Here is a 26,426-nt window from a genome sequence, read left to right on the forward strand (position 1 = left end):
GCGCCGCGGACGCGTCGTTCAGTGGTTGGCCGAGGTGTGCAGCGCCGCCAACATACTCGAGCTCGGCGGGTACCGGCTGATCCAGGTGGCCTGGACGGCGTGGTACAGATCGGGTTTGCCGCTCCATACCGTGGCGGCCGGCCGGTTCCGGGTGTCGAGTTCGTGATGCCAGGAACCGTCGACGCCGTCTACGCAGCAGTCGGCGGCGATATCCCACCAGGTGCGATAGTCACTGTGGTAGCGGTCTTCTCCGGTGTGACGGCCGAGGGTGGCAGCAGCAGCGATCGCCTCGCACAGCACCCAGTGCAGGCGTCCGGTCACCACAGGCCGTCCGGCCCAGTCCGTGGTGTAGACGAACCCGGGCGTCGGACCTGGCTGCCAACCGTCCTGCGCCGCTCGGTGATACAACGACTCGGCAGCCTCGACGTAGCGGCGTCCGCGGACACCGGTATCGGCCAGGCTTGCCTGAACGAGAAGTCGCGCCCACTCGAATCCGTGGCCCACGGTTGCGCCGTAGGGTTTGAATTGGTTCGCGGTGTCGTTGCTGTTGTACTCGAGCTGCGGGTGCCACTGGGCGGTGAAATGTTCCGGGATTCGATACTCGTTCTGCTCGGCCCAGCCGATCACGTTGTCGCAGATGCGCACTGCGCGTTCCCGCCATATCGTCCGAGCCCCCGCATCGACGGCCGTCAGCAAGGCCTCGACCATGTGCATGTTGGCGTTGATGCCGCGATAGTCGTCGAGTTCTGTCCAGTCCGCATTCCAGGTATCTGCACACATCCCGTACTGGTCGTCCCAGAACCGGCGCTCCACCACATCGAGGGCTTCGCCCAGCAGCTCCCGCCCGTTCGGGTGTCCCGCGCCCGTTGCTGCCGATGCTGCCAACACCACGAAGGCATGCGTGTAGGCGGTCTTGGCGGCATCCGGTGACAGTGCATCGGCGCTGGACTCGAACCAGCCACCGTTTCGGCTGTCCCGCAAGGTCGTCAGCAGTCCGTCGAAGACGCGATCCGCCGTCCGCTGGGATCCTGGTCGCCCCCGTATGGATGCGAGATAGTGGACGTGCGCCATTCGTGCCGTGATGTACGTCAGCGCCGGATGCGCGAGATCCGGATTGCCACGATCGTCGAGCCACACCGCGCCACCTGCAGGATGCTCGAGCGAGGTTCCGAATCCGAGCAGGCGCGAGGATTCGGTGTCGAGCCACACGTGATGGGACGGCAGCGTCAGCCAGCTGTCCCGGTCTCCGCAAGTCATGTGCTCATTGTGCGCCGCGGTCGACTGTTACGGCGACTGTCGACGAGAGACGCTGTAGCGCAGATACATCCATCTCGATACTTCGAAGAGCTGCTGCTCCTCGAGAACGAGATCGAGTCGACGGCCCACAGGGAAGTACGGCTTCCCGCCGCCGAGGATGGTCGGCAGAACGATGAGCTCGAACTGATCGATCTCCTCCACCAACGACTCGGCCAGGCCGGCCCCGCCCACAGCCAACTTTCCCTCGGTCTCGCGCTTGAGCCGCTGCACCTCTGCGAGAGCATCGACGCTGCGCACCAGCCGGCAGCCGTCGGCCACGGCGTCGAGGGTGTCGGAGAAGACGATCCGCGGAGTGGCCTTGTACAGCTCGGCGAACTCTGCCTCGACCTCCTCACCGTCGGCGCGTTCTGGATCCGTCCAGAAGTCCTCCATGACGTCGTACAGGCGACGCCCGAACAGGAAGGCAGCGGTCGACTCGGTCTGCTGATTGGAAAATCGATGTGTCTGCTCGTCGGGTACGGAGAAATCGATCCTGCCTGCAGGGTCCTCGATGTAGCCGTCGAGGGAAACATGCATGTTGTAGGTCAGAATTGCCATGTCGCTCCTTGAAGTCGATCGGGTTCCGAAGTATCGACCTTCGCCGGTTCCCGAAGTCACCGGCAGGACGGTGCGATCAAGCCTTGTCGCGCTCGGACAAGCGGGTGATGAAGTGCGCGATCTCCTTCGGTTTCGCTTCCGCCATGAAGTGGCCCGCATCGATGGATTCATACGTCGAATCCCTCGCCCAGGCCCTCCACAGCGACGCCGCGTCGAACCCCAGTTGCGATCCCCAATCCTGCGAAATCACTCCCACCGGCATGATGAGCTGTCTGCCGTCGGCGCGGTCCTGGAGATCCATCTCGAGGTCGATGCCCGCTGTCGCGCGATAATCGGCGACGATGGAATCCACCGCACCGACCGAACTGTCGATGTAGTGCTGCCGCACATCCGGAGTGAAGGTCGAACCATCGGGGTCCCACGCGTCCAGGAACGATGCGAAGAATTCGGGCGCGACGGCCCTGATCATCCGCTCCGGCAGCCCTGTCGGTTGCGCCATGAGATACAGGTGCCAGGCCACTTTGGCGTCGACTCCCCGCAACACGTCCCAGGTGTCGGCGGTGGGAAGCACGTCCAGAATGCCGAGATATCGCACCGCCGAAGGGTGGTCGAGGGCGGCGCGAACACCGACAAGGGCTCCGCGGTCATGGCCCACCAGACCGAAACTGTCGAACCCGAACGATGCGGCGACAGCGAGGATGTCGCGCGCCATCGTCCGCTTGGAATACGTGGCGGGGCTACTCTCGACCGGCTTGTCGCTCGAGCCGTATCCGCGCAGATCAGGGACGATGACGGTGTGGTCGGCGGCCAGTTCGCGGGCAACCGTTCGCCACATGAAGTGCGTTTGCGGAAACCCGTGCAGCAGCACCAATGCCGGCCCGGTGCCTGCCACTGCCACGCTGAGCTCGACGCCCTCGCAGCCTGGAACCTTCTCGTAGCGGAATCCTTCGATCGTGAATGCAGTCATGTCGTCTCCTCGTCGACTCGGTGGGCTGGGTGACCGGAAAAGATCCCCGCCGGAAGGTCCTTGGGTTGGGATGCTGTTACGCGCAGAGCGGGAACGATCACCGAATCCACGAGTGCCCGGAGATAGCGGTCATCGACGGAGAGGCCGTTGAGTCGCCTGAGCAGAATCGTTGCGCCCACGACTTCCTCGAACGGAAACGGGTCGGTGCCGCTCGGCAGTTCACCGCGCCGGATTGCTGCGTCGAGAACCGACGCCGGAAGCCGGGCACCGGTGGGACCTGCCGTCCGCTCGACCTCCTCGCACAGTTCCGGATCCTCGAGCCCGGCCTGAAGCAGTAGCAGCGACATCGAGCCGTCGGCCGCCATCATCGTCTGCACCAGGCGCTCACACAGAGCGAGTAGATCTCCGCGCAGCGAACCGGTGTCGATGTCGACCGGACCGTCCGCACGGGCCGGTCCGGCTTTGATTGCGGCAATAACCATCTCACGCTTGGTCTTCCACCGCCGATACAGTGTCGCCTTCGACGCTCCTGCCCGGCGCGCGACGGCCTCGAAGGTGAGAGCGTCATAGCCGACCTCGCCGAGCAAATCGGCGACGGCTCGCAGGATGTCGGACTCTCGCTCGTCGTCACGTGGACGCCCAGCGCGACGTGTCTCCATCGGCTACCTCGAATTCCAAATACGATACGGCACGTCTCGAATCGTATCACCGGACTCGGGTAGCCGAGTCACACGGCCGTGAGAGGGTGGAGAGAACCGCAATCGAGCGCGCATGCCACACCCCGGAGCGCGCGCATCTCATCGGGCCTTCGGAAAGGGGCTACCGTGTCCACCAGTTCCGCGGATGGCGCAGGCAGCGTGTCCACGATCGTGGCAGGCCTGGTGACAATGGTTCGGCCACAACGAGTTCTGACGATCTGCTCGGCGAGTGCCGTGCGCGCACTGGCACTGACTCTCGAATCGATCTCCGTCGCAGCATCGCCCACACTGTGGAACCTTGCCGCTGATCCGAGCGACTGCGGGATCGACGACTTCGTTCGCGAACATCGGCCGCGTTTCGATTTCGTCGAATCGATCACCGGTTCCGTGTTCGACCTACCGGCACGCCACCTGCGGGACATCGGCCCGTTCGATCTCGCCTTCGTCGAGAGCACGTCCTTGGTGACCGACGCACGGCTGATACGCGCCTTGTGGCCATACATTGCTGCCGGCGGAATTCTGGCCATCGAGAACTCGTCCCTGCCGGCCGAGGCGAATCCATTGTGGAATGCACTCCTACGCTTCCGCGCCGATGATGTCGAGGCCCTGACGATCCCCGCGATCGACGACCAGGCAGGGATCGGCCTGCTCAGAAAACGATCCGGGTCCGTCCCCGAGGTGAACTTCACCGACGAGATGGTTGCGCAGACCGGTGTTCCGCTGCGATTCGAATCCATCGGCGTCCACGACGATGCGCCGTTGCTGGACCACGCCACCAGCGTGCTTCATGTGCTCGCAGACCCGGAACTGCGGTCGGTTTTGTTCGCGATCGGCAGCGGAGTCTCGACATTGACTGCACTCCGATCTCACACCGAACTACCCGGCCGCGCGATCGGCAAGGCCGTTGCGCGGCTGTTCGCGCTGTCGGTGGTGACTCGGGTGGACGAACACCTCGTCGTCGACGCGGCAACCTTCGAGAGCTTTCGGACGCTACCCCGGAGGACGCCGCCTCCGACCCAGATGTCTCGATACAGTCGGGATCGTCCCGGATTCCTGAATGCTATTGCACGACAAGTGAGTTCGACGAGCTGGTCCTCCGAACACCAGATCAACGAACTGTGCAGATTGTTCGACGACGACTACGCGACACTGCGACGCGAGCTCGTGGACACCGGATACCTCGAGCGAAACCCCGCGGGTTCGATGTATCGGGCACGCAGCGGAACGGAGTAGAAAGCACTCATGCCCTTCGCCGACGAACTCATCGGCCCGGACGCCGCCCGTGCGCTGTTTCGGACCACCCATGCCGCCGCACCGACAGCGGACCTGCACGCCCTGCAGGGAGCAGCCGATCAGTTGGGTTCGCTTGCACTTCGAGCTCGCGCAGATCTGCTTCGCGAGGCGCTTCTGACGGGACTGCCCGGAACCTACGCGGAGTTCGCCCGTACCATCCGACGGGCCGCCGAGGACAGGGACTTCGAGGGCTGGTTGATCTGGCCCGCCACGAGCGCCGTCGCATCGAAAGCTGTGGCGGAGAAGACGTCCGAAGCCTTCGACGACGGAATGTCTCTGCTCGCCGAACTCACCGGCCGACTCACCTCGGAGTTCGCCATCCGTACATTTCTTCGAGCGGATGCGGATCGATCGCTCGCAATCGCGCTCGAATGGACGCACTCTTCCGACGAGCACGTTCGGCGGCTCGCCTCGGAGGGCACCCGCCCCTATCTGCCGTGGTCGGTGCGAGTCCCCGAGATACTGGCGCGCCCTGGCGTCACGGTGCCGATTCTGGACAGGCTCTACAGAGACGACAGTGACTACGTGCGGCGTTCGGTCGCCAACCATCTCAACGACTTCAGCCGAGACGTTCCGGACCTGGTCGTCACCACCGCCGCCCGGTGGCTCGACGACCCGAGCGAGACCACCGATCGCCTTGTGCGGCATGCGCTCCGGACGGTGATCAAGAACGGACACTCCGACGCGCTCGCTCTGTTGGGCTTCGGTCCAGTCGAGCTGGAGGTCGAGGGCCCTACCCTCGACATCACGCAGGTACCGATCGGCGAGAGCGTGGAATTCACAGCATCGATCCGCAACGTCGGCGACGAACCGGCCAAGGTCGCGATCGACTACATCGTGCATCACACGAAAGCCAACGGCGGAATGAGCGCGAAGACGTTCAAACTGACGACCAAGACGATCGAGCCCGGTCAGAGCATCGACGTCGGACGACGCCATTCGTTCAGGACGTTGACCACCCGCCGGTACTACCCGGGGCCGCACGCCATCGAGCTTCAGATCAATGGCGTCGGTTCCGGGCGCGCGGAGTTCGTACTCGCGAGCCAGTGGGCCGATCACGCCTGATCATGAACCGCAGGCGGAACGAGCACGAACTTTCCGACATGCCCCTTCTCCACGAAGCGTTGCTGCGCCGCGGCGATCTGCTCGAGCGGAAACGACTCGGCCAGCAGCGGACGAATGTCCCCGGCTTCGATGTACGACACGAGGTTCGCGAACACATCCTCGTCCCACGCCGTGGACCCGAGGAGAGTGAGATCGTTCAGGTACATCGTCCGTAGATCCAACTCGACGACGGGTCCGGCAATCGCGCCAGAGGACACATAGGTACCTCCGCGGACGAGTAGGTCGAGCAGGCGGCCGAAACCGTCACCGGCAACGTTGTCGATCACCACATCGACACTGTGCCTGCCCAGGGCGACCACCAGGTCCGCATCGCGTCCGTACACCTGGTCTATACCGAGTTCGCGGAGCTGATCGTGCTTGGCACGGCTCGCGACACCGATCACCCGTGCGCCACGTCGGGTTGCCAGTTGCACTGCGGCAGAACCGACTCCGCCCGATGCGCCGGTGATCAACACCGTCGATCCGCGACCTACACCAGCACGGGCGATCATGTTCTCCGCCGTACCGTACGCACACGGGATGGTCGCCAGCTCCGCGTCGCTCCACTCACAGTCGACCACGAATACCTCACTCGCCGGAACGACGACGAACTGGGCGAACGCGCCGTCCATATCCGAACCCAACCAGCGCGTCTGCATCGACGAGAAGCCGTCGACCCGCATGCAGGATCGAATCAGGACGCGGCGACCGACGAGAGATTCGTCGATCCCGGCACCCGCACACACGAGCCCGCAGCAGTCCGTACCTTGTATCAGCGGAAAAGGCGTCGCGTCGTTCCACCCACCGTCTCGATACCAACCCACGCGCGTGTTGATCTCGGTGTTGTTCATCCCTGCCGCCAGTACTCGAACGAGCACCTCACCCGGACCCGGCACAGGTTTGGGCACCTCGCAGACGAGGAGCTTGTCGTATCCACCGTGGCCGGTGGTGACGATCGCTGTCATCAGGTCGCCGCGGGCGCTGTCGGTCTGCATGAGCTCATCGTGCAGGACGAACGCGGCGACGGGGTCGATACGACCGCACTCTCGACCTACTCGACGCGAGAGTGCTCGGCGTTGAACCGGTCGATGAGGGCGCGGGCTGCTTCTCGCGCGGCATGCGCCCAGGCCGGCCCTGGTTCGGCGTAGGCACTGGCCATAGCGCCGTCGTACAGAGTCGTGAGCTGAAGGACGAGCATCTCGTCCGAGCCGGTGACACCTATCGGCTGCAGAAGATCGGCGAACAGTTCTCGCACCCATCCGCGATGCCCGAGATTGACGCGGTGCCCCGGCGAGTCCTGGGTCGACTCAGCCTCGGCGTTGATGAACGGGCAACCTCGAAAATCGTCCGTGACGAACCACTCGCCGAGGAGATCGAAGACCGACAACGCCTTGTCGATCGAGCTTCCCCCACGTGCCTCCAGCTGCTCGGCGACATGCCGCTGCCAGCCGTCGCTACGCCCCTGCAGATAGGCCGCCACCAGATCGTCCTTGGTGCGGAAATAGGTGTACATGGTGGCCTTCGAGACGCTGGCCTCCTCGGCGATCAGATCGACACCCGTCGCATGGATCCCGCGTTCGTAGAAGAGCCGGTCGGCGGTCGCGAGGACACGCTCGAGCCCCGGCCTGCGGCGAGTCTTGACGGTGGTCATGTCCCGATCCTACCCGCACTGAACAGATCTGTTCAGTCAAGACTTGACAACAACTGAACCGACCTGTTCACTCGGATACATGAACAGACCTGTTCAGTTAACGACGAAAGGCGCACCATGACCGCCCCGGCATACTTCACCGAGTACGACAACTTCGCCATCACGCGCGACGAGGACGGCGTGCTGCTGGTGCGCCTCCACACGGACGGCGAACCGCTCACCTTCACCGGGCGAACTCACGAGGACTTTCCGGCCCTGCTCGAGAAGATCGCGCTGGATCGTGACAACAAGGCCATGGTGCTCACCGGCACCGGCGACTACTTCGTGAAAGACATCGACGGCCCGAGCCTCGGCGAGATCTTCAAGCCGGCCGCCTGGGAGAAGACCCGTGTCGAGGGTGCGAAGGTTCTCCAGCGCCTGGTCGAGCTGCCCATGCCGGTGATCGGTGTCGCGAACGGCCCGGCGACCATCCACTCCGAATACCTGCTACTCGCCGATATCCACATCGCCTCCGAACAGGCCGAGTACGGCGACTCGCCGCACCCCACCTTCGGCATCACCGCCGGCGACGGCGTCCAGGTCGTCTGGGAGGAGATCCTCGGAACCGCTCGCGCGAAGTGGTTGCTGTGGACCGGCGAGTCGATCGACGCGAACACCGCGCTGCAATGGGGCGTCGTCAGCGAGGTGCTGGCACACGATCGGGCGCTCGAACGCGGGCTCGAGATCGCACGCGGCCTCGCTGCGAAACCGGCTCTGTACCGAACCCTGCAGAAGCAGACCCTGAACCGGAACCTGCGCAAACGAATCGTGCAGGACGTGCCGTTCGGCATGGCACTCGAGGGCCTCACCGCTGCCGACATGCCCTACCAGGGCTGACGCACACCGCCTCGCCCGCCTGCTCGAACCCCATCATCACCGACCGAGGAGAACAATGTCCCACCGCAACCCGACGACGCGCCCCTCACGAGAATGGCTGGTCGCCCTACAGAGCTCCTCGAACGACCTACGGCACGTGGTCGACGGGCTGAACACGGAAGATCTGTCGCAGGCAACTCACACCGGGGACTGGACAGTCGCGCAGGTTCTCTCGCACCTCGGCAGCGCCGCCGAGATCTGTACCGAACTGGTGCGCCGCGGGTTGGCCGGAGACCACCGCGGCCCGCAACGAGACGAACTCGTACCGATCTGGGACCGATGGAACTCCCTGAGCCCCATCGAGCAACGGCGGCAATGGCAGCACGCCGACGCCGCCCATCTCGGACTGCTCGCGGACATCACCGTCGAGCAGGAGAACACGCTGCAGATTCCGTACTTCGCCGGCCCGATGGACCTGACCACATACCTCGGCTACCGGCTCTCCGAACATGCCCTGCACGGCTGGGACATCGCGGAGGTGTTCGACCCGTCGGCGACGGTCGGCCAGCTCGACCTCGTATGGCGGCGAATCGACATGATCGCCTCTCGCTTCCACGACGGAGCAGTCCGGCAGCGACTCGCTGAGCGGCAGATCCTCGTGGTGCACGACGACCATCGCGATCGCCTCGTGATCGACGACGAAGTCCATATCGAGACCGGAACCGACCACAGTGCGCCGAGCACCGTCACCGGAACGTCCGACGCCCTGACCAGGCTCGTCTACGGTCGCCTCCGCCGTGAGGACGATGTGCACGTCACCGGCCCGACACACCGCGAGGATCTCGAACAGCTGTTTCCCGGCTTCTGAACGGGTCCGGGAATACAAGACACGAAAACCCCTCACCGATTGCTGCTGGTGAGGGGGTTTCGTTCTCTGAGCCGCCTAAGAGAATCGAACTCTTGACCTTTTCATTACGGACCAACCTGCTCGATGGTCCATCTGGTATCGCTAGTTGCAAACAGCGCAGGTCAGTCGCTCCGGCGATTATTCGCATTCCAACCGTTCTTGCCGGGTGTGCACAGTTACCGTGCCCTTAAAGTGCCCTGATGGGTCGGATCCGAGATCCGACACAGGGGAGCCCCGACGAATCGCATTCGCTAAGAACGGGCGCACCTCGATATCTGGGCGCTCACGTTCCTTGCCTTCTCGGCGCTTGCTCGGGTGACCGTTGCCAGCGAACGCCACCGACGCTGTAGGTGACCACTGTCCCCAGATGCGCATCTCTCGCCTGAGAATCAATGTTAAATTTTCCGCGCCATGCCTGCGAATTTGGTTGCAGCGTTAGAGGTTTCGATCCGAACCAATCTTGGTTCGTCATTGCGGCGTGACCAAAACGAACGGACTCAACCTCGACCAGTTTGTCAGTAAGGTTATCGACCGAGATCGAGACGGTTGTCTCGACACCTGCTGATTTCGCTTTACTCTCGCCCACGACTACGCGTTTCGCTAGCTCCTCTTCATCACCTCGATGTTTCCGCTCGGCAGCAGCGTCTGTGGAAACCTGATGAGAAAATGTTCGAATTGCCCACAAAATCGCAGCGATGGTTCCGAGTGCCCCGACCCAGGTACCGCCTGCTGAAACCCAGGCGGCAGTCATATTCCCGTCAATCATCCATCCGACCATCGCGCCCAAGATGAAGATAAAAACAGCCACGACCCCGACCAGCAAGTTACGTACAGTCATGCGCGGATCGTAGCGGGGACCATCTAAGCTCGGACCCTGACGTACATCTCTCGAACCAGCTAAACCGGCGGACCGCCCAAGAAAGTGGGCCACACCGGATTGCTCCCTGCACGGTCTTCAGCTCCGTGCAGCAACCTCGATGTTGAACGCTGCGGTTGGGCAGAGTGCGCCACCGCTCAGGCGATCAGGCTGCGGAGCGTTTTGACGAAATCGGTTGCCCTACGTCGAACGTCATCGCAGTACAGGTGCTCTTCGTTCGGGAGGGTCATAGTCGAGTGGTCGGCGAATGCGATGTGCGATGCAGTTCTGAACCATGGGCGTCCGAGGTCAGTTCTGACGAGATCCCCTACCTGTGTGAGGTGGAGACCAGTGATAGTTCGAATCGGTCGCGTCCATGCTGCGTTGATTGTCATCGCGGGTCGGTTGGTTCGCCGCCAAGGCGAGGACTCTTCCTCGCGGTCGTAGTTGTCGGTGTCGTACTGGATCTCGGTGTGGACGATAGCGGTTGGGGTGAGTGCGAAGACGCGCCACTTCGTCGGCTCCGTTGAGTCGTACTCGGTGAACGAGACCACGATGTCGTTGGCGTCGACGAGCGTCCCGACTGTATGAATAACGTGCCGCGGCGGTAGCGAAGTGGCAGTGAGGTGCTCGTCGAGTAGCTTCCGGTGCTCAAGGTCCAGTTCCATACCGTAAAAGTAGCGGTGGGCTACGACAGGTTCGGAGCAATCCGAATCGACCCTGCGACTCGACCGGTCGATTTTGAGGGGCCTGCCAGCTCCGGCTGGACACGCCCCGGATGAGATTTTCCCATCCTGGTCACTCTGGCATGTCCCCAGAAGCATGTCCTCGGTCACAAGTTCCCTCAGACGATCAACCCGATCGACGCCTCAAGAACGTTTACCTGTCGTGCGCAGCTTCCTCAGCACTTTCGGACGCATCGCCGAGCCGCCGGCGGGTACCGCACTAAGCAGCTATGGACGACGACCGCTCCCCCGTCCAGAGCGCTGGTGGCCGGCCGCCAAGTCGACAGAATTGTGATTGATGCGATGAAACTTTGTGATCAAGAGAAGTCGGCTAGCTTCCACCGAAGCCACGAATCGAACTCCGTCGTCTGCAAGGCGCTCTCGGTCAGAAGTCTCCACTTTGCATAGGAATAGGCCAACTCCGGGACGGCGAGAAGGCGACGAGTTTTCTGTGATCCCATCAAGCCTGCGATCTTGGAATGAAGTTGATGTGCAGTGAAGGCGTTGCCCGACATCTCGGCTACCCGCATCAGCTTCTCGTCTGCCTCTGCCCGGCCCGAAAGCAATTCGGGCATAACCTCCCTGCGGAAGCGCCGCCACCAGCGAACAGTCTGCCCGTGGAGCGTTACGACACCGCCCGGATGACAAGTCGCGTCGAGCTCCCTTCGACGGATCACCCTCCGCTCCTGGGAGAGGATGGGATCTGCATTGTTCATTTGAAAAGCCCAACCGACAGGGAGCACAGAGCTGAGCGCGATTAGTGAGGCTGTAACGCTGGTTTCGGCTTCGCCAAGGGCCGACAACACTTTCGTCATGTCAAACTTATGCTCGGTCATCAGGTCGGCCACCCATACCTCCGGCATAAGAAGTTCGGCTGCAAAAGCGTTGGCCTCGACTTCACGCGGGTCGGTTTGATTCGACTTGTCTAGTAGGCACTCACTGTCTCCAAAGTGCCACGCGAGCATTACGTGGCCAAGCTCGTGGGCAATTGTGAAACGCGTGCGCAGGCGGTCGACGTCACTGCGAAAGAAGATTTTTGGCTCAAGACCGCCGCAGTCGATGGACAAACCGTCTACACCGGTAAAGGGCCAGTTCGCCTCTTCGAGGGTTGCATAGTGGCTGACCACCTCGGCGACATCAACAGGCTGTGTTAGACCATGCCGTTCACGCAGTGTTGAGGCAGCATTGCGCGATGCGTCACGATCTGGGGACGCCCCGGACCGACGTAGTGGGTCGGCCACGTTCCCTAAATACGTCCACGTTCGATCAGCCACTGCAGGACCGATGCCGCGTCCTCTGGTGAAGCAGAACGCGCGGCGAGCGCGTAGGAACTCTGCCCCACTAGCAGTTCTGCGACCGGTACCCCTAGCTTGTGTGCAGCGACAATTACAGACAACGACTCCGGCTTCTCAACCCAGAGAGCGCCTTCGCCATCGGAAAAGCCGAGAAACTCGTCGAGACTAGGCTCTGAACCCGCAAAATCTGTGTCGTGCCACGTGTCAACCCAGTCGTCGATGTCGCGAGCGAATGCCTCACCCCGGACGCAGGCATCGACAAAAGTAGTAGCTGACTCAGACATCGATGCTCCTTCCGTTGACTGCCGGACCAATCCGTTCGCCCGTCCTCACGTCCAACACGGCGACGTGGCGGCCGCGTCTTGTATACGCTTCTACGTGGCCGTGTCTACGATCGTACGTGTAAATACGCTGTTTCGTACCGTCACGCCATCTTGACTCGCCGTTCCACGAATATTTTTCCATGAGCGACAAAAAGTCCGGCTCTTGCCTCGCGATGTACTGCCCGTCCAAACGAGGCGACCTCCACTCGACATCTGACGCATACTGCGCACCGATACCGTAACCGCCCTCGCGGTCGTCGACGCAATCGACACCCACGCTGACGACGGAGCCCGCGGGCACCGTTCCTTGGGTGTCCTGCGGGGTGTCGTTTCGGCGCTGAGGGGTACAGGCGGCAGATTCCTACACCCGCTCATGCATTCCGCCACCGGTCAATTCACCTTCACCCCGGCGGGCGGCAAGTTTGACGCCGAAGTCGTGGTGGGCCGGGACGTATCACCCTGAGCAACGGTCATCGACGAAAGCATCGAACGAATAGTCTGCACAGATAGGCCGCGGTGTTACAGCAGCTCGAGGCGGTGCATCTGATTCCCGCCGATCACGGGAAGCAACCGGCGTTCCCGCTCGGTAAGATCGCCGGACTAGGCGTGCTCGTATATGACACACTTGTCGTCGAGGCGTTCACCACAGCCCCTTGCCGGGTACCAGCGATGCATCGACAAGATCATCGCGTCGGGCCTCAGCAAGGTTCGACAACACGAGGCCACCACCGGCCGAATCGAGATCTTCCTCCAGGCTGTGCGTACGACTCCGGGAAGCGTGACGCGCGGGAAATCCTCAGCCAGGCGTTTGCTCTCGCCGCACGGCTCGATGCGGTCGACAGCAATCCGGTGAGAGACACCAGCCCAGCCACGACCTCGAGCAACCAAGCTCGCGCCCTCGATGTCAACGACGTGCACGAGCTACGCCGACGAGTTGCCGCATGGCAGGACCGAGACCTGGGCGACGGCCGCAAGCGGTTCGGCCCGGAACGCGCCCACGATCTGGCAGCGGTCATCGACGTGATGATCGGCCCCGGTACCCGGATCGGTGAATGCCTTGCGCTCCGATGGCTGGACGTCGCGGGCCTCGATGGTGACGGCCCTGTAGTGGTGACCGTTGCGGGGACACTCGTCGAGCTGGCCGGCACCGGGGTGTTTCTCCAGAACCACCCGAAGACAAAGAGCGGCCGGCGCTCGGTGACGATCCCTGCCTTTTCAGCCGATGCCCTGGGAAGACAACGGGACCGCGGTATCCCGTCGGCCGAGGGCCTGGTGTTCCCCTCTCGACTCGGCACGCCGCGGTGGCCGGGAAACGTCCGGACCTCGTGGCGACAGGTGCGAGGAGACGACTACGCCTGGGTGAAGCCGCACAGCTTCCGCAAGACCGTAGGGACGATGATCGAGCGCGAACTCGGACTGAGCGCGGCGTCGGCACAGCTCGGGCACTCGAACAGCTGTTCCCCGGCTTCTGAGTCGATCCGGGAGTTGGTGCGCTACAGGCTGTTCGACGCCAGTCCGATCCCGGTGCCGAGACGCACGAAAACCCCCTCACCGATTGCTGCTGGTGAGGGGGTTTCGTTCTCTGAGCCGCCTAAGAGAATCGAACTCTTGACCTTTTCATTACGAGTGAAATGCTCTACCGACTGAGCTAAGGCGGCGTGCCTTTCGGCGTTGGTAAGTCTAACGGAGCACCGGGGCGAAACGAAAATCGCCTCCCGCGCGCTCAGGCTACGAGGCGCAGAGCTAGCGCAGCACGTCCCCCAGCGTCGCGACCATTGCATAGATCGCGAACTTCGGCTTCGCGTTGACGGCCAAGGACTCTCGGCACTCCAGGATTGCCTCGATGCTCTTCAGCAGCGCCTCCGGCGAGACAGCTTTCGCCATCCGCTCGGCCTGCTCGGCCATGTCGGGATGCGTCGCGGTGGCGGCGGAACCGTACGAGCGGGCGAGTGCATCTCGATACAGGCCAACCAGGTCCATCAGCGCCCGATCCAATGAATCGCGTCCGGTTCTGGTGGCACGAGACTTCTGCCGCCGTTCGAGGTCCTTGAGTACACCGGCCGAGCCGCGCAACGCACCCGCCGCGCCCTTGCCGGTACCGCCGGCCCCCAGGGCCGTGCGCAATTCCTCGGTCTCGGCCTCGTCCCTCGAGGCGCTCATCTCTTTGGCCTCGTCCTCGGCGGCCTTCACCAACTCCTCGGCCGCCAGGTACGCCTGATTGGGCCTGGCTGCTGCCGACGCCAGCGCCAGCGCGCGGGTGCGCCGCGCTCGCGCGTCCTCGTCGGTGGCCAGGCGCCGGGCCCGGCCCACATGGCCGCCGCTGATCGACGCGGCCCACTGCGCCGTCTCGGCATCGAGCTTGTCGCGGGTCTGCAAGACCTGGGCGATCGCAGGCACCGTCGGGGTCACCAGCGACACGTGACGGCACCGCGAGCGCAGCGTCACCGAGATGTCCTGCGGATCGACCGAGGGCGCACACAGCAGGAACACCGTCCGCGCCGGCGGTTCCTCGACGACCTTCAGCAGCACGTTTCCGGCACCCTCGGTGAGCCGATCCGCGTCCTCGACCACGACCACCTGCCACAGACCTGTGCTGGGACGACGCGAGGCGATGGAGACGATGTCACGCATCTCCTTGGTGCTGATGCTCAAGCCCTCCGGGACAACGCGTCGCACATCGCCGTGCGTGCCGGCCATGGTCGTCGAGCAGGCCTGACAGTGCCCACACCCGGGAGATCCCTCGGTGGTGCACTGCAAGGCTGCAGCAAAGCACAAGGCGGCAACGGAACGGCCCGACCCCGGCGGTCCGGTGAACAGCCACGAATGCGTCATCGCCGAGGAATCCACGCCGGAACGGGCAGCCACCGCGGCGGCCGTCAGATCGGCCTCGACATCCTCTTGACCGACCAGTCGATCGAACACACCCGCCATGCTCGCAACCCTAATGGTTGGGACCGACTACTTCGGTGCGGGAAGGTACGGCTCGAGCGAGCGAACGATCTGCTCCACTGTGCTGCAGGCATCGAGAGACCGGCTGCGTTCCAGATCGATCTCGATGACGCCGACGCTGACATTGCCCGCCGATGTCTCCGTCTGTGCATTGCACGATTCGCTCTTGCCGTCGTCGCCGATGGTAGAGACCGCCCGAAACACGTCGAACGTGAATGCACCGACTTTTTCCGAGCGGAAGTCCTCCACGTTGGGATTCGACCCCGGATCCGGATACGACACGTAGTCGCTGACGGTGACATCGACCGACAGGGAGTAATCGGAACTGAGCCAGATGCAAATTCCGAATCTCCCCGGAGTCGACGGCGAATTCGTCTCTCGCAAACCGAGTGTGCCGTCGGGGTCCAAGGACTTCAACGGCAGGGTGCACGGGTCCAGATTCTGCCCGGCAGGCACACTGGGTCTCGACGTCGACGGACTACCGGAGATCTGGCCGGCAGCGGCGGTAGCGTTCCCCTGGACCACCTGGGTGCAGCCCGTCGACAGGACGACGGTGCAGCAGAGGGTCACCAGACCGATCGATCCACGTTTCATCGCAGTTCGACGCGACCGAGCGCCGGAATGTTCCCGCGATCGGTCAACCCCGACGGTACGGACGGCCGAAGGCGAGATTTCATCCATGATGTCGCGCGCGCGGCTATTCGCCGTCTGCGTTCTTCGCGGGCGCCTTCTTGGCAGCGGTCTTCTTCACCGCTGCCTTCTTCACCGGGGCCTTCTTCGCTGCTGCTTTCGCCGGAGCCTTCTTGGCCGCGGTCTTCTTCGCCGCCGCTTTCTTCGCTGGAGCCTTCTTGGCAGGAGCCTTCTTCGCTGCGGCCTTCTTCTTCACCGGGCCGCGAGCACGCCTGTCCGCCAACAACTCCGACGCACGATCGTCGGAGATCGATTCCACCTCGTCGTCCTTGCGCAGGCTCGCGTTGGTCTCACCGTCGGTGACGTACGGCCCGAATCGACCGTCCTTGATCACCATCGGCTTCTCACTGACGGGGTCGACGCCCAATTCGCGCAGCGGCGGCTTGGCCTCGCCCTGACGGCCCCGACGCTTGGGCTCGGCGTAGATCTTCAGCGCCTCCTCCAGCGTCACGGTGAACATCTGATCCTCGTCAGCGAGCGAACGAGAATCGGTGCCCTTCTTCAGATACGGGCCGTAACGGCCGTTCTGCGCGGTGATCTCGTCCTTGGATTCCGGATCGACTCCGACGACGCGGGGCAACGACAGCAGCTTGAGGGCATCGTCGAGAGTGATGGTCGCCAGATCCATCGACTTGAGCAGCGAACCGGTGCGCGGCTTCGGACCGGCAGCCTTCTTGGCCGCAGCTTTCTTCGCAGGTGCCTTCTTGGCCGCCGCCTTCTTCACTGCAGTCTTGGTACCGCCGCCGGAATCGTTATCCTGCGGTACGGGCACGATGTCGGGCTGCGGGGGCGTCGGCTCGGGTTCCGGCTCGGGCAGGATCTCGGTGACGTACGGACCGAATCGGCCTTCCTTGGCGACGATGTCGTGGCCGGTCAATGGATCCACACCGAGCTTGCGACCCTCCTGCGGCGTGGCGAAGAGCTTTTCGGCGAACTCGATCGTCAACTCGTCCGGCGGCAGATCGTCGGGAAGGTTGGCTCGCTGGCTGATCGGATCGCCGTCCGGATCCTCGTCGTTGCGCACCATGCGCTCGAGGTACGGGCCGTAACGGCCGACGCGCACATGAATTTCGCGACCCTCGGAGTCGTCGAACAGGCGGATCGAGTTGATGGTGCGCGCATCGATGTCTTCGAGGTTCTGGCCCACCATCTTCTTCAGGCCACCCGAACGCGCCACCGAGCCCTCGGCACCGGTGTCGCCGCCGAAGTAGAAGCTCTGCAACCAATCTCCGCGTCGCTCACGGCCTCCCGCGATCGCGTCGAGATCGTCTTCCATGCCTGCCGTGAAATCGAAGTCGATGAGCCGCCCGAAGTGCCCCTCCAACAACGCAATCACCGAAAATGCCACCCACGACGGCACCAAGGCACTACCGCGCTTGTAGACGTATCCGCGGTCGAGGATGGTCTTGATGATCGACGAGTACGTCGACGGCCGACCGATGCCCAGTTCCTCGAGCGTCTTGATCAGCGACGCCTCGGTGAATCGCGCGGGCGGATTGGTGGTGTGCCCGTCGGGATCGAGCTGGGTTGCCGTCACCGCTTGACCCGCCACGAGCGCAGGAAGACGCGACTCGGCGTCGTCGGTCTGGCCGCCCGCCTCGTCATCGACACTCTCGACGTACGCCTTGAGGAAGCCGGCGAACGTGATGGTGCGACCCGAAGCAGAGAACGTGCACTCCTCGCCGGTTCCTGCCGTTCCGGTGATGCGCAGGGTCAACGTGGTGCCGCGCAGATCGGCCATCTGCGAGGCCACTGTCCGCTGCCAGATCAACTCGTAGAGGCGGAACTCGTCGGTCTGCAACGCCGAATGCAACTGACCCGGCGTCTGGAACACATCACCCGCGGGGCGGATGGCCTCGTGCGCCTCCTGCGCATTCTTGACCTTGCGGGTGTACTGCCGCGGAGTCGAATGCACGTACTCGGGGCCGTAGAGCTCGGTTGCCTGCGCGCGGGCCGCGGAGACCGCCGACTCCGACAGCGACGTCGAGTCGGTACGCATGTAGGTGATGTAGCCGTTCTCGTACAACCGCTGCGCGACACGCATGGTCCGCTCGGAGCTGAACCGCAGCTTGCGACCGGCCTCCTGCTGCAGCGTCGAGGTCATGAACGGCGGGTACGGCTTACGGGTGTACGGCTTGTCCTCGGCCGACGCGACCGTCAGATCGACGCCCTCGAGAGCCTCGGCGAGGCGTCGAGCACGCGGTTCGTCGAGCACGGTCACCGACTCGGTCTTGAGCTTGCCGTCGGGACCGAAGTCGCGACCGGCGGCGACGCGACTGCCGTCGACATTGACCAGACGAGCACCGAAACTACGCGGCGATGCCTCGGCACCGGCGTCGAGCGTGGCGGAGATGTCCCAGTACTCGGCGCTGCGGAATGCCATCCGCTCGCGCTCACGCTGGACGATGATGCGGGTGGCCACGGACTGCACTCGGCCGGCCGACAGCTTCGGCATGACCTTCTTCCACAGCACCGGACTGACCTCGTAGCCGTAGAGACGGTCGAGAATACGACGGGTCTCCTGGGCATCGACGAGGTCTTGATCGAGGTCGCGGGTGTCGGCAGCGGCAGCGAGGATGGCCGGCTTGGTGATCTCGTGGAACACCATGCGTCGAACCGGGATCTTGGGGTTCAGGGTCTCGAGGAGATGCCAGGCGATGGCCTCACCCTCGCGGTCGGGGTCAGTTGCGAGGTAGAGCTCGTCGGCGTCTTTGAGCAGGCCCTTGAGCTCTGCCACCTTGCCCTTCTTCTCGGGCGAGACGACGTACAGGGCCTCGAAATCGTGATCGACGTCCACTCCGAGACGCGCCCACGGCTCGCCCTTGTACTTGGCGGGAACGTCGGCGGCACCGCGGGGCAGGTCACGAATATGGCCGACTGAGGCCTCGACGACGTAGTTGCTCCCGAGGTACGGAGCAATCTTCTTTGCCTTGGTCGGAGACTCGACGATGACCAGACGACGCGGCTCGGCGGAGCTGTCCCCCGTGCCGTTCTTACGTGCTGCCACCTTGCTGCCGAACCTTCCCTAGTGCGTTTTCACAGGCAGATTTGCCTGCCCCACTACTAACAGACTGACATACCCCGACCAAATACTCGCAGATCAGTCGTAGATCTTCCTACTCGGCGTGCGGCCAAATGGTACGCGCGTCCACGTTGAGCGGAGGCTCGCCGACGTTCTCGGTCAGACGCAGAAGCCGACGTCGACCGGTGATTCTCAGCCCGGGAGCGGAGCCGCGAGTGCCGATCAAGGTCGGCGCGATGCCCGCCCGCATCAACGACTGGGCGAGGACGGAATGCGTGTCCGGTGCGTGCGGGTCGAGTCCGAGAACGTACCGCTCGCCCTCTGCCTCGGGCCGCCCCGACGCGAGCACCCAGGCGCGCAGTTCCCGCGAACCCGGCACCCAACCTGGCGGCACTGCTTTGACAGCACCCTTGGTCCACAGCGACGCCAAGGCCGACAGTTCGGGTACCGACGCGGTACGCACCAGCGGACGATCTTCCTCCGATCGACCCAGCTCTGCCTTCAGACCGCATTGCTCGATGAGCTCGGCGATGGCATCCGCGCGCCATTGCGCGTCGACGACGACAGAAATACGAGCCGAACCCGAGGAGGTGACGACATGGCCGGTGGCAGCCAGCAGCCCGCTGAGATCGGTTACCGCGGGCGGCAACGATTCGGCGGAGAAGAAGGACAGCTGGTTCACAGCAAGGACATTAGGACATCGACGCCCACGCTCACGGCTTTCCGCCCACCTGGGTGGTTCGCAAATGCGTCATCCCCCTTCTGTGATCGCCTCGGCATCGGGACGATCGGTGAAGGGGGATGACGTTTCTCGACTCGAATGAGACGAGGATCAGACTGCGCGAACGCCCGTTGCCTGGGGGCCCTTGGTGCCCTGGCCGACCTCGAACTCCACGCGCTGATTCTCCTCGAGGGTGCGGAATCCGCTGCCCTGGATCTCGGAGTAGTGAACGAAAACGTCAGCGGAGCCGTCTTCTGGTGCGATGAATCCAAAGCCCTTTTCGGCGTTGAACCACTTCACAGTTCCCTGTGCCATGCTTTTCCTTCTCTTTCTAACACCGGATTCGATGGAGCGCACTTTCGATCCATCGGGCCGGTTCCGACCGCTGCACTTGTACGAATCCCCCTCAGGATTCCCCCTGATGGACGAGCTCTTCCAGTACCGCGCCCGCAACATAAGATCCTGCGAAGCGTAGAACGAACACAGAAGCTGCGACCGCGTCAAGTGAACCATGATCTCCGCGTTCGCAACAGTCGAAAGTCGACCCTTTTCGAACAAATCGTCCACCTTGTGGGAACGCACAGGCCCGAACACGCGAATTACCGCCCTCACCAGGGCGCGAAGGAGCCCGGAAGCGCTCGCGATAACATGAGGATCCCAGGTCGCGATCATTCCGTCGGAGGATTGTAGATCGAACGAATGTATGGAGACCTGCAGTGAGCGAGACGCATCCGCACGACCGTGCGGACCTCGCGAGCTACGGGCAGCACTTGCTCAATCGAGTGTTGGCGGGCTCACCCGCGGACGAGAGCCCTCTGACCCACGTCGCCGAGTTGCCCGCGCGCGCCGCACAGCTCACATCCTGGCCGTCGTGGGTCGGCCCGGAAGTGGTGCAGGTGATCAGCTCTCGCGGAATCCGCCGGCCCTGGACGCATCAGGCCCGGGCTGCGACACTCGCCGCCGAAGGCGCTCACGTGGTGCTCTCGACGAGCACCGCGTCGGGAAAATCGCTGGCCTACCAACTTCCCATCCTGACGAGGTTGTCTGCCGACGCCCGTGCCACAGCACTGTATCTGGCTCCCACCAAGGCCCTCGGTGCCGATCAACTGCGCACGACCATCTCGATCACCGACGAGTTACGCGAGCTGTCCGACGAACTGGCCGACGTGTTCCCCAGCGCGTACGACGGTGACACGCCCATCGAGACTCGCCAGTGGGCCCGCGCCAATGCGCGATGGATCTTCACCAACCCCGACATGCTGCATCTCGGCATCCTCGGCTCACACGAGCGATGGTCCCGATTCCTTCGCAACCTTCGCTACGTCGTGGTCGACGAATGTCATTACTATCGCGGCGTTTTCGGCTCCAACGTCGCCCTGGTACTGCGCAGGCTGCGACGCCTCTGCGCCCGCTACGGCGCGTCTCCGGTCTTCGTTCTCGCCAGTGCCACCACCTCGGAGCCGGGCCGGGCGGCAAGTCGGCTCATCGGCGCACCGTGCGAGGAGGTCACCGAGGACGGCTCTCCCCACGGAGCCCGCACCGTCGCACTGTGGGAACCTCCGTTGCTGAAGGAGATCACCGGCGAAAACGGTGCCCCGGTGCGCAAGTCCGCCGGTGCCGAGGCCTCGCGCATCATGGCAGACCTGTTGATCGAAGGAGCCCGAACCCTGGCGTTCGTACGATCCAGACGCGGAGCCGAGGTCACCGCGCTCGGAGCTCAGCGAATTCTCGCCGACGTCGATCCGCAGTTGGTGCGACGCGTCGCCGCCTATCGCGCAGGATATTTGGCCGAGGATCGGCGCAAGCTCGAATCCGATCTGTCCGACGGCACCCTGCTCGGGGTCGCCACCACCAACGCACTCGAGTTGGGTGTGGACATCGCCGGTTTGGACGCGGTGATCGTCGCAGGCTTTCCCGGCACCGTCGCCTCGTTCTGGCAGCAGGGCGGCCGGGCCGGGCGTCGCGGGGAGGGCTCGCTGCTGGTACTGGTGGCGCGCGACGATCCCCTCGACACGTATCTGGTGCACCACCCGGCGGCGCTGTTGGACAAACCCGTCGAGGCGACCGTCACCGATCCCACCAACCCCTACATCCTCGCTCCGCAGTTGCTCTGCGCCGCACTCGAACTGCCGATCACCCTCACCGAGGCCGAGGAACTGAACGCAGAATCGGTACTCGAAGAGCTCGAACTGAAGGGCTACGTGCGCAAGCGTCCGCACGGATGGTTCATCACCCCCGAGGGCCAGCAGCTCTCGCCGCACGGTGCGGTGAACATTCGCGGCGGCACCGGGGAGCAGGTGGCCATCGTCGACGGCGAATCCGGCCGGATGCTCGGCACCGTCGACGGCGGCCGAGCTCCCGCCACCGCCCACCCCGGTGCCGTCCACATACACCAAGGCGAGTCGTTCGTCGTCGACGAGCTCGATCTCGAATCCGGGCTCGCACTGGTGCACGCCGAGCAGCCCGAGTGGAACACCTCGGCACGCGAGATCACCGACATCTCGATCACCGCAGTGCACGAATCCATCGACTACGGCGAGGTACGCGTCGCGCTGGTGCAGGTCGACGTCACCCATCAGGTAGTGGGATATCTGCGACGCCTCCTCTCCGGCGAGGTCCTCGATTCCATCGAGCTGGACATGCCCGCACAGACCCTCGACACCCGGGCCGTCATGTACACCATCACCCCGGAGTTGTTGGAGCACAGCGGTGTTCCGTACGAACAGTTCCCCGGATCGCTGCACGCCGCCGAGCACGCTGCGATCGGATTGCTGCCACTGGTGGCGACGTGCGACCGCTGGGACATCGGCGGAGTGTCCACGGCTCTGCATCCCGATACCGGGCTTCCGACGGTCTTCGTCTACGACGGCTACGACGGCGGAGCAGGATTCGCCGACCGCGGTCACGTGGCCATCGCCGACTGGCTCGCGGCCACCAAAGACGCCATCGTTTCCTGCGAATGCCAGACCGGATGCCCGTCCTGCGTGCAATCGCCGAAATGCGGCAACGGTAACGATCCACTGGACAAAGACGGTGCCGTTCGAGTGTTGACCGCGGTATTGGGGGCCATTACCCGCGAGCACTGAGCCGAGGTTCGGGTATTGCGGTTTCGGTCCGTCGCCGCAAACGCGCGCGCATTCGCCGAACGCGCGCGAACTCGCTCCGGTTTCGGAAAGAATCCGCGCGCACCTGACAAACGCGCGCGCATCTGCCATCGGTGAACCCACCGATGAATACGAGGGTCCTGGCCAATCTCCAGCCACGGGCCCACTCGACTATGACTCCTCCAAAACGGGTGCTGTTCTGACGGCTCATCAGTTCTGACGCTGGTCCAATCGTGAGGACTCGACAACACCTCGGAACGGGCGGAGGTCCACCATGACCGTGATCGATCAGGCAGCGGAGCTGACTCCGGCGATCGCGGAAAAGGTGGGGTGCCATTATTTCCCGCCGCAGGAATACGAGATCGGTCGCGAACAGATTCGCGAGTTCGCTCGATCGGTTCACGACGAGCACCCCGCTCATCGCTTCGAGGCCGCGGCGGCCGAGCTCGGCTACGACACGTTGATCGCTCCGGTGACATTCGTCAGCGTCATCGGCACTCGTCTGTTGCCGGAATTGTTCGAGCATCTTCTGATCGGGTACGCCGTGAGCGACGTGCTGCACACCGACCAGCAGATCCTGCTCAGACGACCGTTGCAGGTCGGCGACCGACTCAGCTCCGATCTGTGTCTCGAATCGTTTCGCCGATCGTCGGGGACCGATGTGATGGTCACCAGCAATACCGTCACCGACCCGGCGGGCATCGACGTCATCATCACCAGAACGACCTTCGTTGCCCGGACGGGTGGACACACCGAACCCGCGATAGCAGCCGCGCTGCACAATCTGATGCGCAGCTAGGGCCGATTTTCACAGCCCGTGCGTCAGGACGGTTCCGTCCGGTCCTGAATGGACAGGGCCGCAGCGGACGACCGGATGTGTTCTTCGGCCGACGTCATTGCGAGATCGGCATCGCCTGCTTCGACGGCGGCCAGAATCTGCCGATGTTCGGCTTTCAAGGTCTCGGCCAACGATTCCCAATCCTCGATCTCCAACAGCGCGGCGAGGATGGGCGCACGCATCGATTCGCGGATCGCGGCGGTGAGCGAGGCAACGAAGTCGTTGCCCGAGGCCTCGGCCAGGGCGATGTGAAAGTTCGTGTCGGCGTCGTTGAAGACCTCGCGGGTGACACCCTGCGCTTCCATGATCTCGACGGCATCTCTGGCCTGGGCAAGCTTGTCCTGATCGGGGGCAATCGCGGCGAGGTGAACGCTGGCCCGCTCGAGCGCCACTCGCGTGCTGACCAAGTCGTCGATCCGAAAGTTGGCCAGCGCCACGTGCAGTCGAAGCAGACGGGTGAGCGCGGGGCGCGGCAGAGCCGCAACGAAGGTGCCCGCTCCCGGACCCGAACCCGGTGACGACCTGAGAATTCCGCTGCTCTCGAGCACGCGTACCGCTTCCCGGACGCCTGCCCGGCTGACATCGAGCTGAGCTGCGAACTCCCGCTCGGGCGGCAGCGGATCCCCGACGCGGAGATCACCGGCCATGATGCGCTCCTCGATGGCGTCGATGACCAGCTCGTGCGCGCGAGCGCGTCGGACCGGCTTCCACGAAAGCGGTTCGTTCTGCACCCGTCCAGCGTCGTCAGCCATATCGACCATCCAACCAGACGTCGGTCTGTGACTTCAGCCTCTTGACCCCATCGAGTGTGACCCATAACATCCTGTGTGTGGTCAGACCTCACAAACTCTAAAGGTCTTGGAATGGAGTAGCTGTGTTCACACCCGATCTCGAACCGCTCGCGGGCAGCATCGGATTGTCCGCGGCGGTGGCGTGCCTGCCACTGTTGACGGTCTTCGTCACGCTGGGCCTGCTCAGATGGAAAGCGCACTTCGCCGGTCTGGCCGGGCTCGTCGTCGCGCTGGCGGTGGCAGTTCTGGCGTACGACATGCCGATGACCCTGGCCGGGCTCTCGGTCACCCAAGGCTTCGCCTTCGGGTTGTTCCCGATCGTGTGGATCGTGATCTGTGCCATCTGGTTGTACGAGTTGACGGTGACGAGCGGACGATTCGACGACCTTCGCCGCATCATCGATTCCATCTCCGACGATCCGCGCATCCAGGCCGTCATCATCGCGTTCGGCTTCGGCGGGCTACTCGAAGCGCTCGCCGGATTCGGGGCTCCCGTCGCCATCACCGGTGTCATGCTCCTGGCGATCGGTTTCGCTCCGATGCGCGCAGCCGTCGTCGTCCTGCTCGCCAACACCGCGCCGGTTGCGTTCGGTGCCATCGGAATTCCGATCCTCACCGCCGGGAACCTGACGGGCATCGACTACCACGAGATCGGCGCGTACGTGGGCCACCAGACCCCGTTCATCGCGCTGTTCGTGCCACTGTTCATCGTGTTCTTGACCGATGGTCGACGCGGCGTCGCCCAGACGTGGCCGGTTGCCCTGGCCGTCGGCGTCGTCTTCGCCGTCGCGCAATGGGTCAGCGCAACCTGGATCTCGGTCGAGCTGACAGACATCATCGCCTCGCTGGCGGGCATCGCCACAGCCGTCGTCGTTCTACGGTTCTGCAAGCCGACCGGATCCGATGCGGCCCGCGAACGCATCCTCCTCGCCCGAGATGCCGACGTCGATTCCGGAAACTCCGGCACTGCCCCGATCACCCCTGCACCGGTCTCCACCCGCACCGCCGAGGCCGCGCCCCTGACGACGCAACGGGTACTGCTTGCACTGTTTCCCTACCTGCTCGTCATCGCGGTGTTCTCCGTGGCCAAGCTGTGGGCACCGGTCACCGGATTCCTCGCCTCGACCGACATCGCCGTACCGTGGCCCGGTCTCGACGGCAACATCCTCACCGCCGCCGGCTCCCCCGCCACCACCACCATCTACAAGTTCACCTGGCTCTCGACGCCGGGAACACTGCTCCTGATCTGCGGGGTCATCGTGGCCGCCGTCTACCGCGTCAGCGCTCCCGACGCCGCCCGGCTGTTCGCAAGCACCCTGATCAAACTCCGATTCTCCGCACTCACGGTCGGCGCGGTGCTGGCGCTCGCCTACGTGATGAACCAGTCGGGGCAGACCATCACCATCGGGACCTGGATTGCCGGCACCGGCGCATTCTTCGCCTACCTCTCCCCGATTCTCGGGTGGCTGGGAACCGCGGTCACCGGTTCGGATACCAGCGCGAACGCCCTGTTCGCAACGCTGCAGCAAACTGCGGCGATCAACGCCGGTATCGACCCCACCCTGCTGGTCGCCGCAAACACCTCGGGTGGTGTGGTGGGAAAGATGATCAGCCCACAGAATCTCGCCATTGCCGCGACCGCGGTGGGGTTGGTCGGGCGGGAGTCCGAGATATTCCGAAAAGTCATCTGGTGGAGCCTCGGCCTACTGCTTGCCATCTGCCTCCTGGTCGGGCTCCAGAGTTCGGTACTGGCTTGGATGCTCCCCTGACCCGTCGTCGCCAC

At 63.7% G+C, this 26,426-nt stretch carries 24 protein-coding genes, 1 tRNA gene and 1 pseudogene; 8 read left to right on the plus strand and 18 right to left on the minus strand.

Annotated features, from left to right (window positions below):
• Nucleotides 1–18 precede the first annotated feature (18 nt).
• The 4 genes from J1M87_RS17755 to J1M87_RS17770 form a co-directional block, all read right to left on the minus strand.
• Nucleotides 19–1,257 carry an AGE family epimerase/isomerase gene (locus J1M87_RS17755; RefSeq protein WP_206490825.1) on the minus strand — a complete coding sequence of 413 codons (1,239 nt, stop codon included), beginning with the start codon at nucleotides 1,255–1,257 and terminating at the stop codon, nucleotides 19–21.
• Between the two features lie 27 nt (nucleotides 1,258–1,284).
• On the minus strand, nucleotides 1,285–1,854 hold the full coding sequence (locus J1M87_RS17760; protein WP_206490827.1) for a dihydrofolate reductase family protein: 570 nt from the start codon (nucleotides 1,852–1,854) through the stop codon (nucleotides 1,285–1,287).
• 76 nt (nucleotides 1,855–1,930) lie between these two features.
• On the minus strand, nucleotides 1,931–2,821 hold the full coding sequence (locus J1M87_RS17765; protein ID WP_206490829.1) for an alpha/beta fold hydrolase: 891 nt from the start codon (nucleotides 2,819–2,821) through the stop codon (nucleotides 1,931–1,933).
• Nucleotides 2,818–3,480 (minus strand): TetR/AcrR family transcriptional regulator, encoded by a 663-nt coding sequence (locus J1M87_RS17770; RefSeq protein ID WP_206490830.1) that lies wholly within the window; start codon nucleotides 3,478–3,480, stop codon nucleotides 2,818–2,820. The genes J1M87_RS17765 and J1M87_RS17770 overlap by 4 nt, the downstream gene beginning before the upstream one ends.
• A 165-nt stretch (nucleotides 3,481–3,645) precedes the next feature.
• Here J1M87_RS17770 and J1M87_RS29305 point away from each other — a divergent pair, with 165 nt between their 5' ends.
• On the plus strand, nucleotides 3,646–4,752 hold the full coding sequence (locus J1M87_RS29305; RefSeq protein ID WP_206490831.1) for a DUF2087 domain-containing protein: 1,107 nt from the start codon (nucleotides 3,646–3,648) through the stop codon (nucleotides 4,750–4,752).
• Between the two features lie 9 nt (nucleotides 4,753–4,761).
• Nucleotides 4,762–5,877: a DNA alkylation repair protein gene (locus tag J1M87_RS17780; protein ID WP_206490832.1), complete on the plus strand. Its 1,116-nt coding sequence runs from the start codon at nucleotides 4,762–4,764 to the stop codon at nucleotides 5,875–5,877.
• Here J1M87_RS17780 and J1M87_RS17785 read toward each other — a convergent pair.
• The gene (locus tag J1M87_RS17785) at nucleotides 5,868–6,911 is read right to left on the minus strand and encodes an alcohol dehydrogenase family protein (protein ID WP_206490833.1); all 1,044 of its coding nucleotides are present in this window, start codon (nucleotides 6,909–6,911) and stop codon (nucleotides 5,868–5,870) included. The genes J1M87_RS17780 and J1M87_RS17785 overlap by 10 nt on opposite strands.
• Nucleotides 6,912–6,967: 56 nt before the next feature.
• Complete coding sequence (locus J1M87_RS17790) at nucleotides 6,968–7,567, minus strand: TetR/AcrR family transcriptional regulator (protein WP_206490834.1); 600 nt, start codon at nucleotides 7,565–7,567, stop codon at nucleotides 6,968–6,970.
• 117 nt (nucleotides 7,568–7,684) lie between these two features.
• Between J1M87_RS17790 and J1M87_RS17795 the strand changes: the two genes are divergently transcribed.
• Both J1M87_RS17795 and J1M87_RS17800 read left to right on the plus strand, forming a co-directional pair.
• On the plus strand, nucleotides 7,685–8,443 hold the full coding sequence (locus J1M87_RS17795) for an enoyl-CoA hydratase/isomerase family protein (protein WP_206490835.1): 759 nt from the start codon (nucleotides 7,685–7,687) through the stop codon (nucleotides 8,441–8,443).
• 55 nt (nucleotides 8,444–8,498) lie between these two features.
• Nucleotides 8,499–9,290 (plus strand): maleylpyruvate isomerase N-terminal domain-containing protein, encoded by a 792-nt coding sequence (locus tag J1M87_RS17800; protein WP_206490837.1) that lies wholly within the window; start codon nucleotides 8,499–8,501, stop codon nucleotides 9,288–9,290.
• Between the two features lie 322 nt (nucleotides 9,291–9,612).
• On the opposite strand, the gene J1M87_RS17805 is transcribed toward J1M87_RS17800, so the two are convergent.
• The 5 genes from J1M87_RS17805 to J1M87_RS29460 form a co-directional block, all read right to left on the minus strand.
• The gene (locus J1M87_RS17805) at nucleotides 9,613–10,167 is read right to left on the minus strand and encodes a hypothetical protein (RefSeq protein ID WP_206490839.1); all 555 of its coding nucleotides are present in this window, start codon (nucleotides 10,165–10,167) and stop codon (nucleotides 9,613–9,615) included.
• Between the two features lie 176 nt (nucleotides 10,168–10,343).
• On the minus strand, nucleotides 10,344–11,021 hold the full coding sequence (locus J1M87_RS17810; RefSeq protein WP_206490840.1) for a hypothetical protein: 678 nt from the start codon (nucleotides 11,019–11,021) through the stop codon (nucleotides 10,344–10,346).
• Between the two features lie 206 nt (nucleotides 11,022–11,227).
• The gene (locus J1M87_RS17815; protein ID WP_307830851.1) at nucleotides 11,228–12,151 is read right to left on the minus strand and encodes an ImmA/IrrE family metallo-endopeptidase; all 924 of its coding nucleotides are present in this window, start codon (nucleotides 12,149–12,151) and stop codon (nucleotides 11,228–11,230) included.
• Nucleotides 12,152–12,156: 5 nt separating this feature from the next.
• A complete protein-coding gene (locus J1M87_RS17820; RefSeq protein ID WP_206490841.1) occupies nucleotides 12,157–12,489 on the minus strand; it encodes a hypothetical protein in 333 nt (110 codons plus the stop codon).
• Complete coding sequence (locus J1M87_RS29460; RefSeq protein WP_374222409.1) at nucleotides 12,482–12,670, minus strand: colicin E3/pyocin S6 family cytotoxin; 189 nt, start codon at nucleotides 12,668–12,670, stop codon at nucleotides 12,482–12,484. The genes J1M87_RS17820 and J1M87_RS29460 overlap by 8 nt, the downstream gene beginning before the upstream one ends.
• An 881-nt stretch (nucleotides 12,671–13,551) precedes the next feature.
• Here J1M87_RS29460 and J1M87_RS29465 point away from each other — a divergent pair.
• A pseudogene (locus tag J1M87_RS29465) lies at nucleotides 13,552–13,923 on the plus strand (site-specific integrase); the annotation flags it as partial.
• Nucleotides 13,924–14,113: 190 nt separating this feature from the next.
• Here the strand turns inward: J1M87_RS29465 and J1M87_RS17835 are convergent.
• The 6 genes from J1M87_RS17835 to J1M87_RS17860 form a co-directional block, all read right to left on the minus strand.
• Nucleotides 14,114–14,186 (minus strand) — tRNA-Thr (locus J1M87_RS17835).
• 85 nt (nucleotides 14,187–14,271) lie between these two features.
• A complete protein-coding gene (locus J1M87_RS17840; RefSeq protein ID WP_206490843.1) occupies nucleotides 14,272–15,459 on the minus strand; it encodes a DNA polymerase III subunit delta' in 1,188 nt (395 codons plus the stop codon).
• A gap of 27 nt (nucleotides 15,460–15,486) precedes the next feature.
• Nucleotides 15,487–16,071, minus strand: a complete 585-nt coding sequence (locus tag J1M87_RS17845; RefSeq protein WP_206490845.1) for a DUF3558 family protein — start codon at nucleotides 16,069–16,071, stop codon at nucleotides 15,487–15,489.
• Nucleotides 16,072–16,174: 103 nt separating this feature from the next.
• Nucleotides 16,175–19,174, minus strand: coding sequence for a type I DNA topoisomerase (gene topA, locus J1M87_RS17850; RefSeq protein WP_206490847.1), 3,000 nt, complete (start codon nucleotides 19,172–19,174; stop codon nucleotides 16,175–16,177).
• Between the two features lie 109 nt (nucleotides 19,175–19,283).
• Nucleotides 19,284–19,871, minus strand: a complete 588-nt coding sequence (locus J1M87_RS17855) for a hypothetical protein (RefSeq protein ID WP_206490848.1) — start codon at nucleotides 19,869–19,871, stop codon at nucleotides 19,284–19,286.
• A 150-nt stretch (nucleotides 19,872–20,021) separates the two neighbouring features.
• On the minus strand, nucleotides 20,022–20,225 hold the full coding sequence (locus J1M87_RS17860; RefSeq protein ID WP_005248460.1) for a cold-shock protein: 204 nt from the start codon (nucleotides 20,223–20,225) through the stop codon (nucleotides 20,022–20,024).
• A 401-nt stretch (nucleotides 20,226–20,626) separates the two neighbouring features.
• On the opposite strand from J1M87_RS17860, the gene J1M87_RS17865 reads away from it, so the two are divergent.
• Both J1M87_RS17865 and J1M87_RS17870 read left to right on the plus strand, forming a co-directional pair.
• Entirely contained in the window at nucleotides 20,627–22,996 is a 2,370-nt protein-coding gene (locus J1M87_RS17865) for a DEAD/DEAH box helicase (protein ID WP_206490849.1), read from the plus strand.
• Nucleotides 22,997–23,288: 292 nt separating this feature from the next.
• Nucleotides 23,289–23,813 (plus strand): MaoC family dehydratase N-terminal domain-containing protein, encoded by a 525-nt coding sequence (locus tag J1M87_RS17870; RefSeq protein WP_206490850.1) that lies wholly within the window; start codon nucleotides 23,289–23,291, stop codon nucleotides 23,811–23,813.
• Between the two features lie 23 nt (nucleotides 23,814–23,836).
• On the opposite strand, the gene J1M87_RS17875 is transcribed toward J1M87_RS17870, so the two are convergent.
• A complete protein-coding gene (locus J1M87_RS17875) occupies nucleotides 23,837–24,604 on the minus strand; it encodes a FadR/GntR family transcriptional regulator (RefSeq protein WP_206490852.1) in 768 nt (255 codons plus the stop codon).
• A 122-nt stretch (nucleotides 24,605–24,726) separates the two neighbouring features.
• Here J1M87_RS17875 and J1M87_RS17880 point away from each other — a divergent pair, with 122 nt between their 5' ends.
• Nucleotides 24,727–26,412 (plus strand): L-lactate permease, encoded by a 1,686-nt coding sequence (locus J1M87_RS17880; protein WP_206490854.1) that lies wholly within the window; start codon nucleotides 24,727–24,729, stop codon nucleotides 26,410–26,412.
• Nucleotides 26,413–26,426: the final 14 nt, after the last annotated feature.

The sequence above is a fragment of the Rhodococcus sp. KRD162 genome (assembly GCF_017168335.1).
Classification (GTDB): Bacteria; Actinomycetota; Actinomycetes; order Mycobacteriales; family Mycobacteriaceae; genus Rhodococcoides.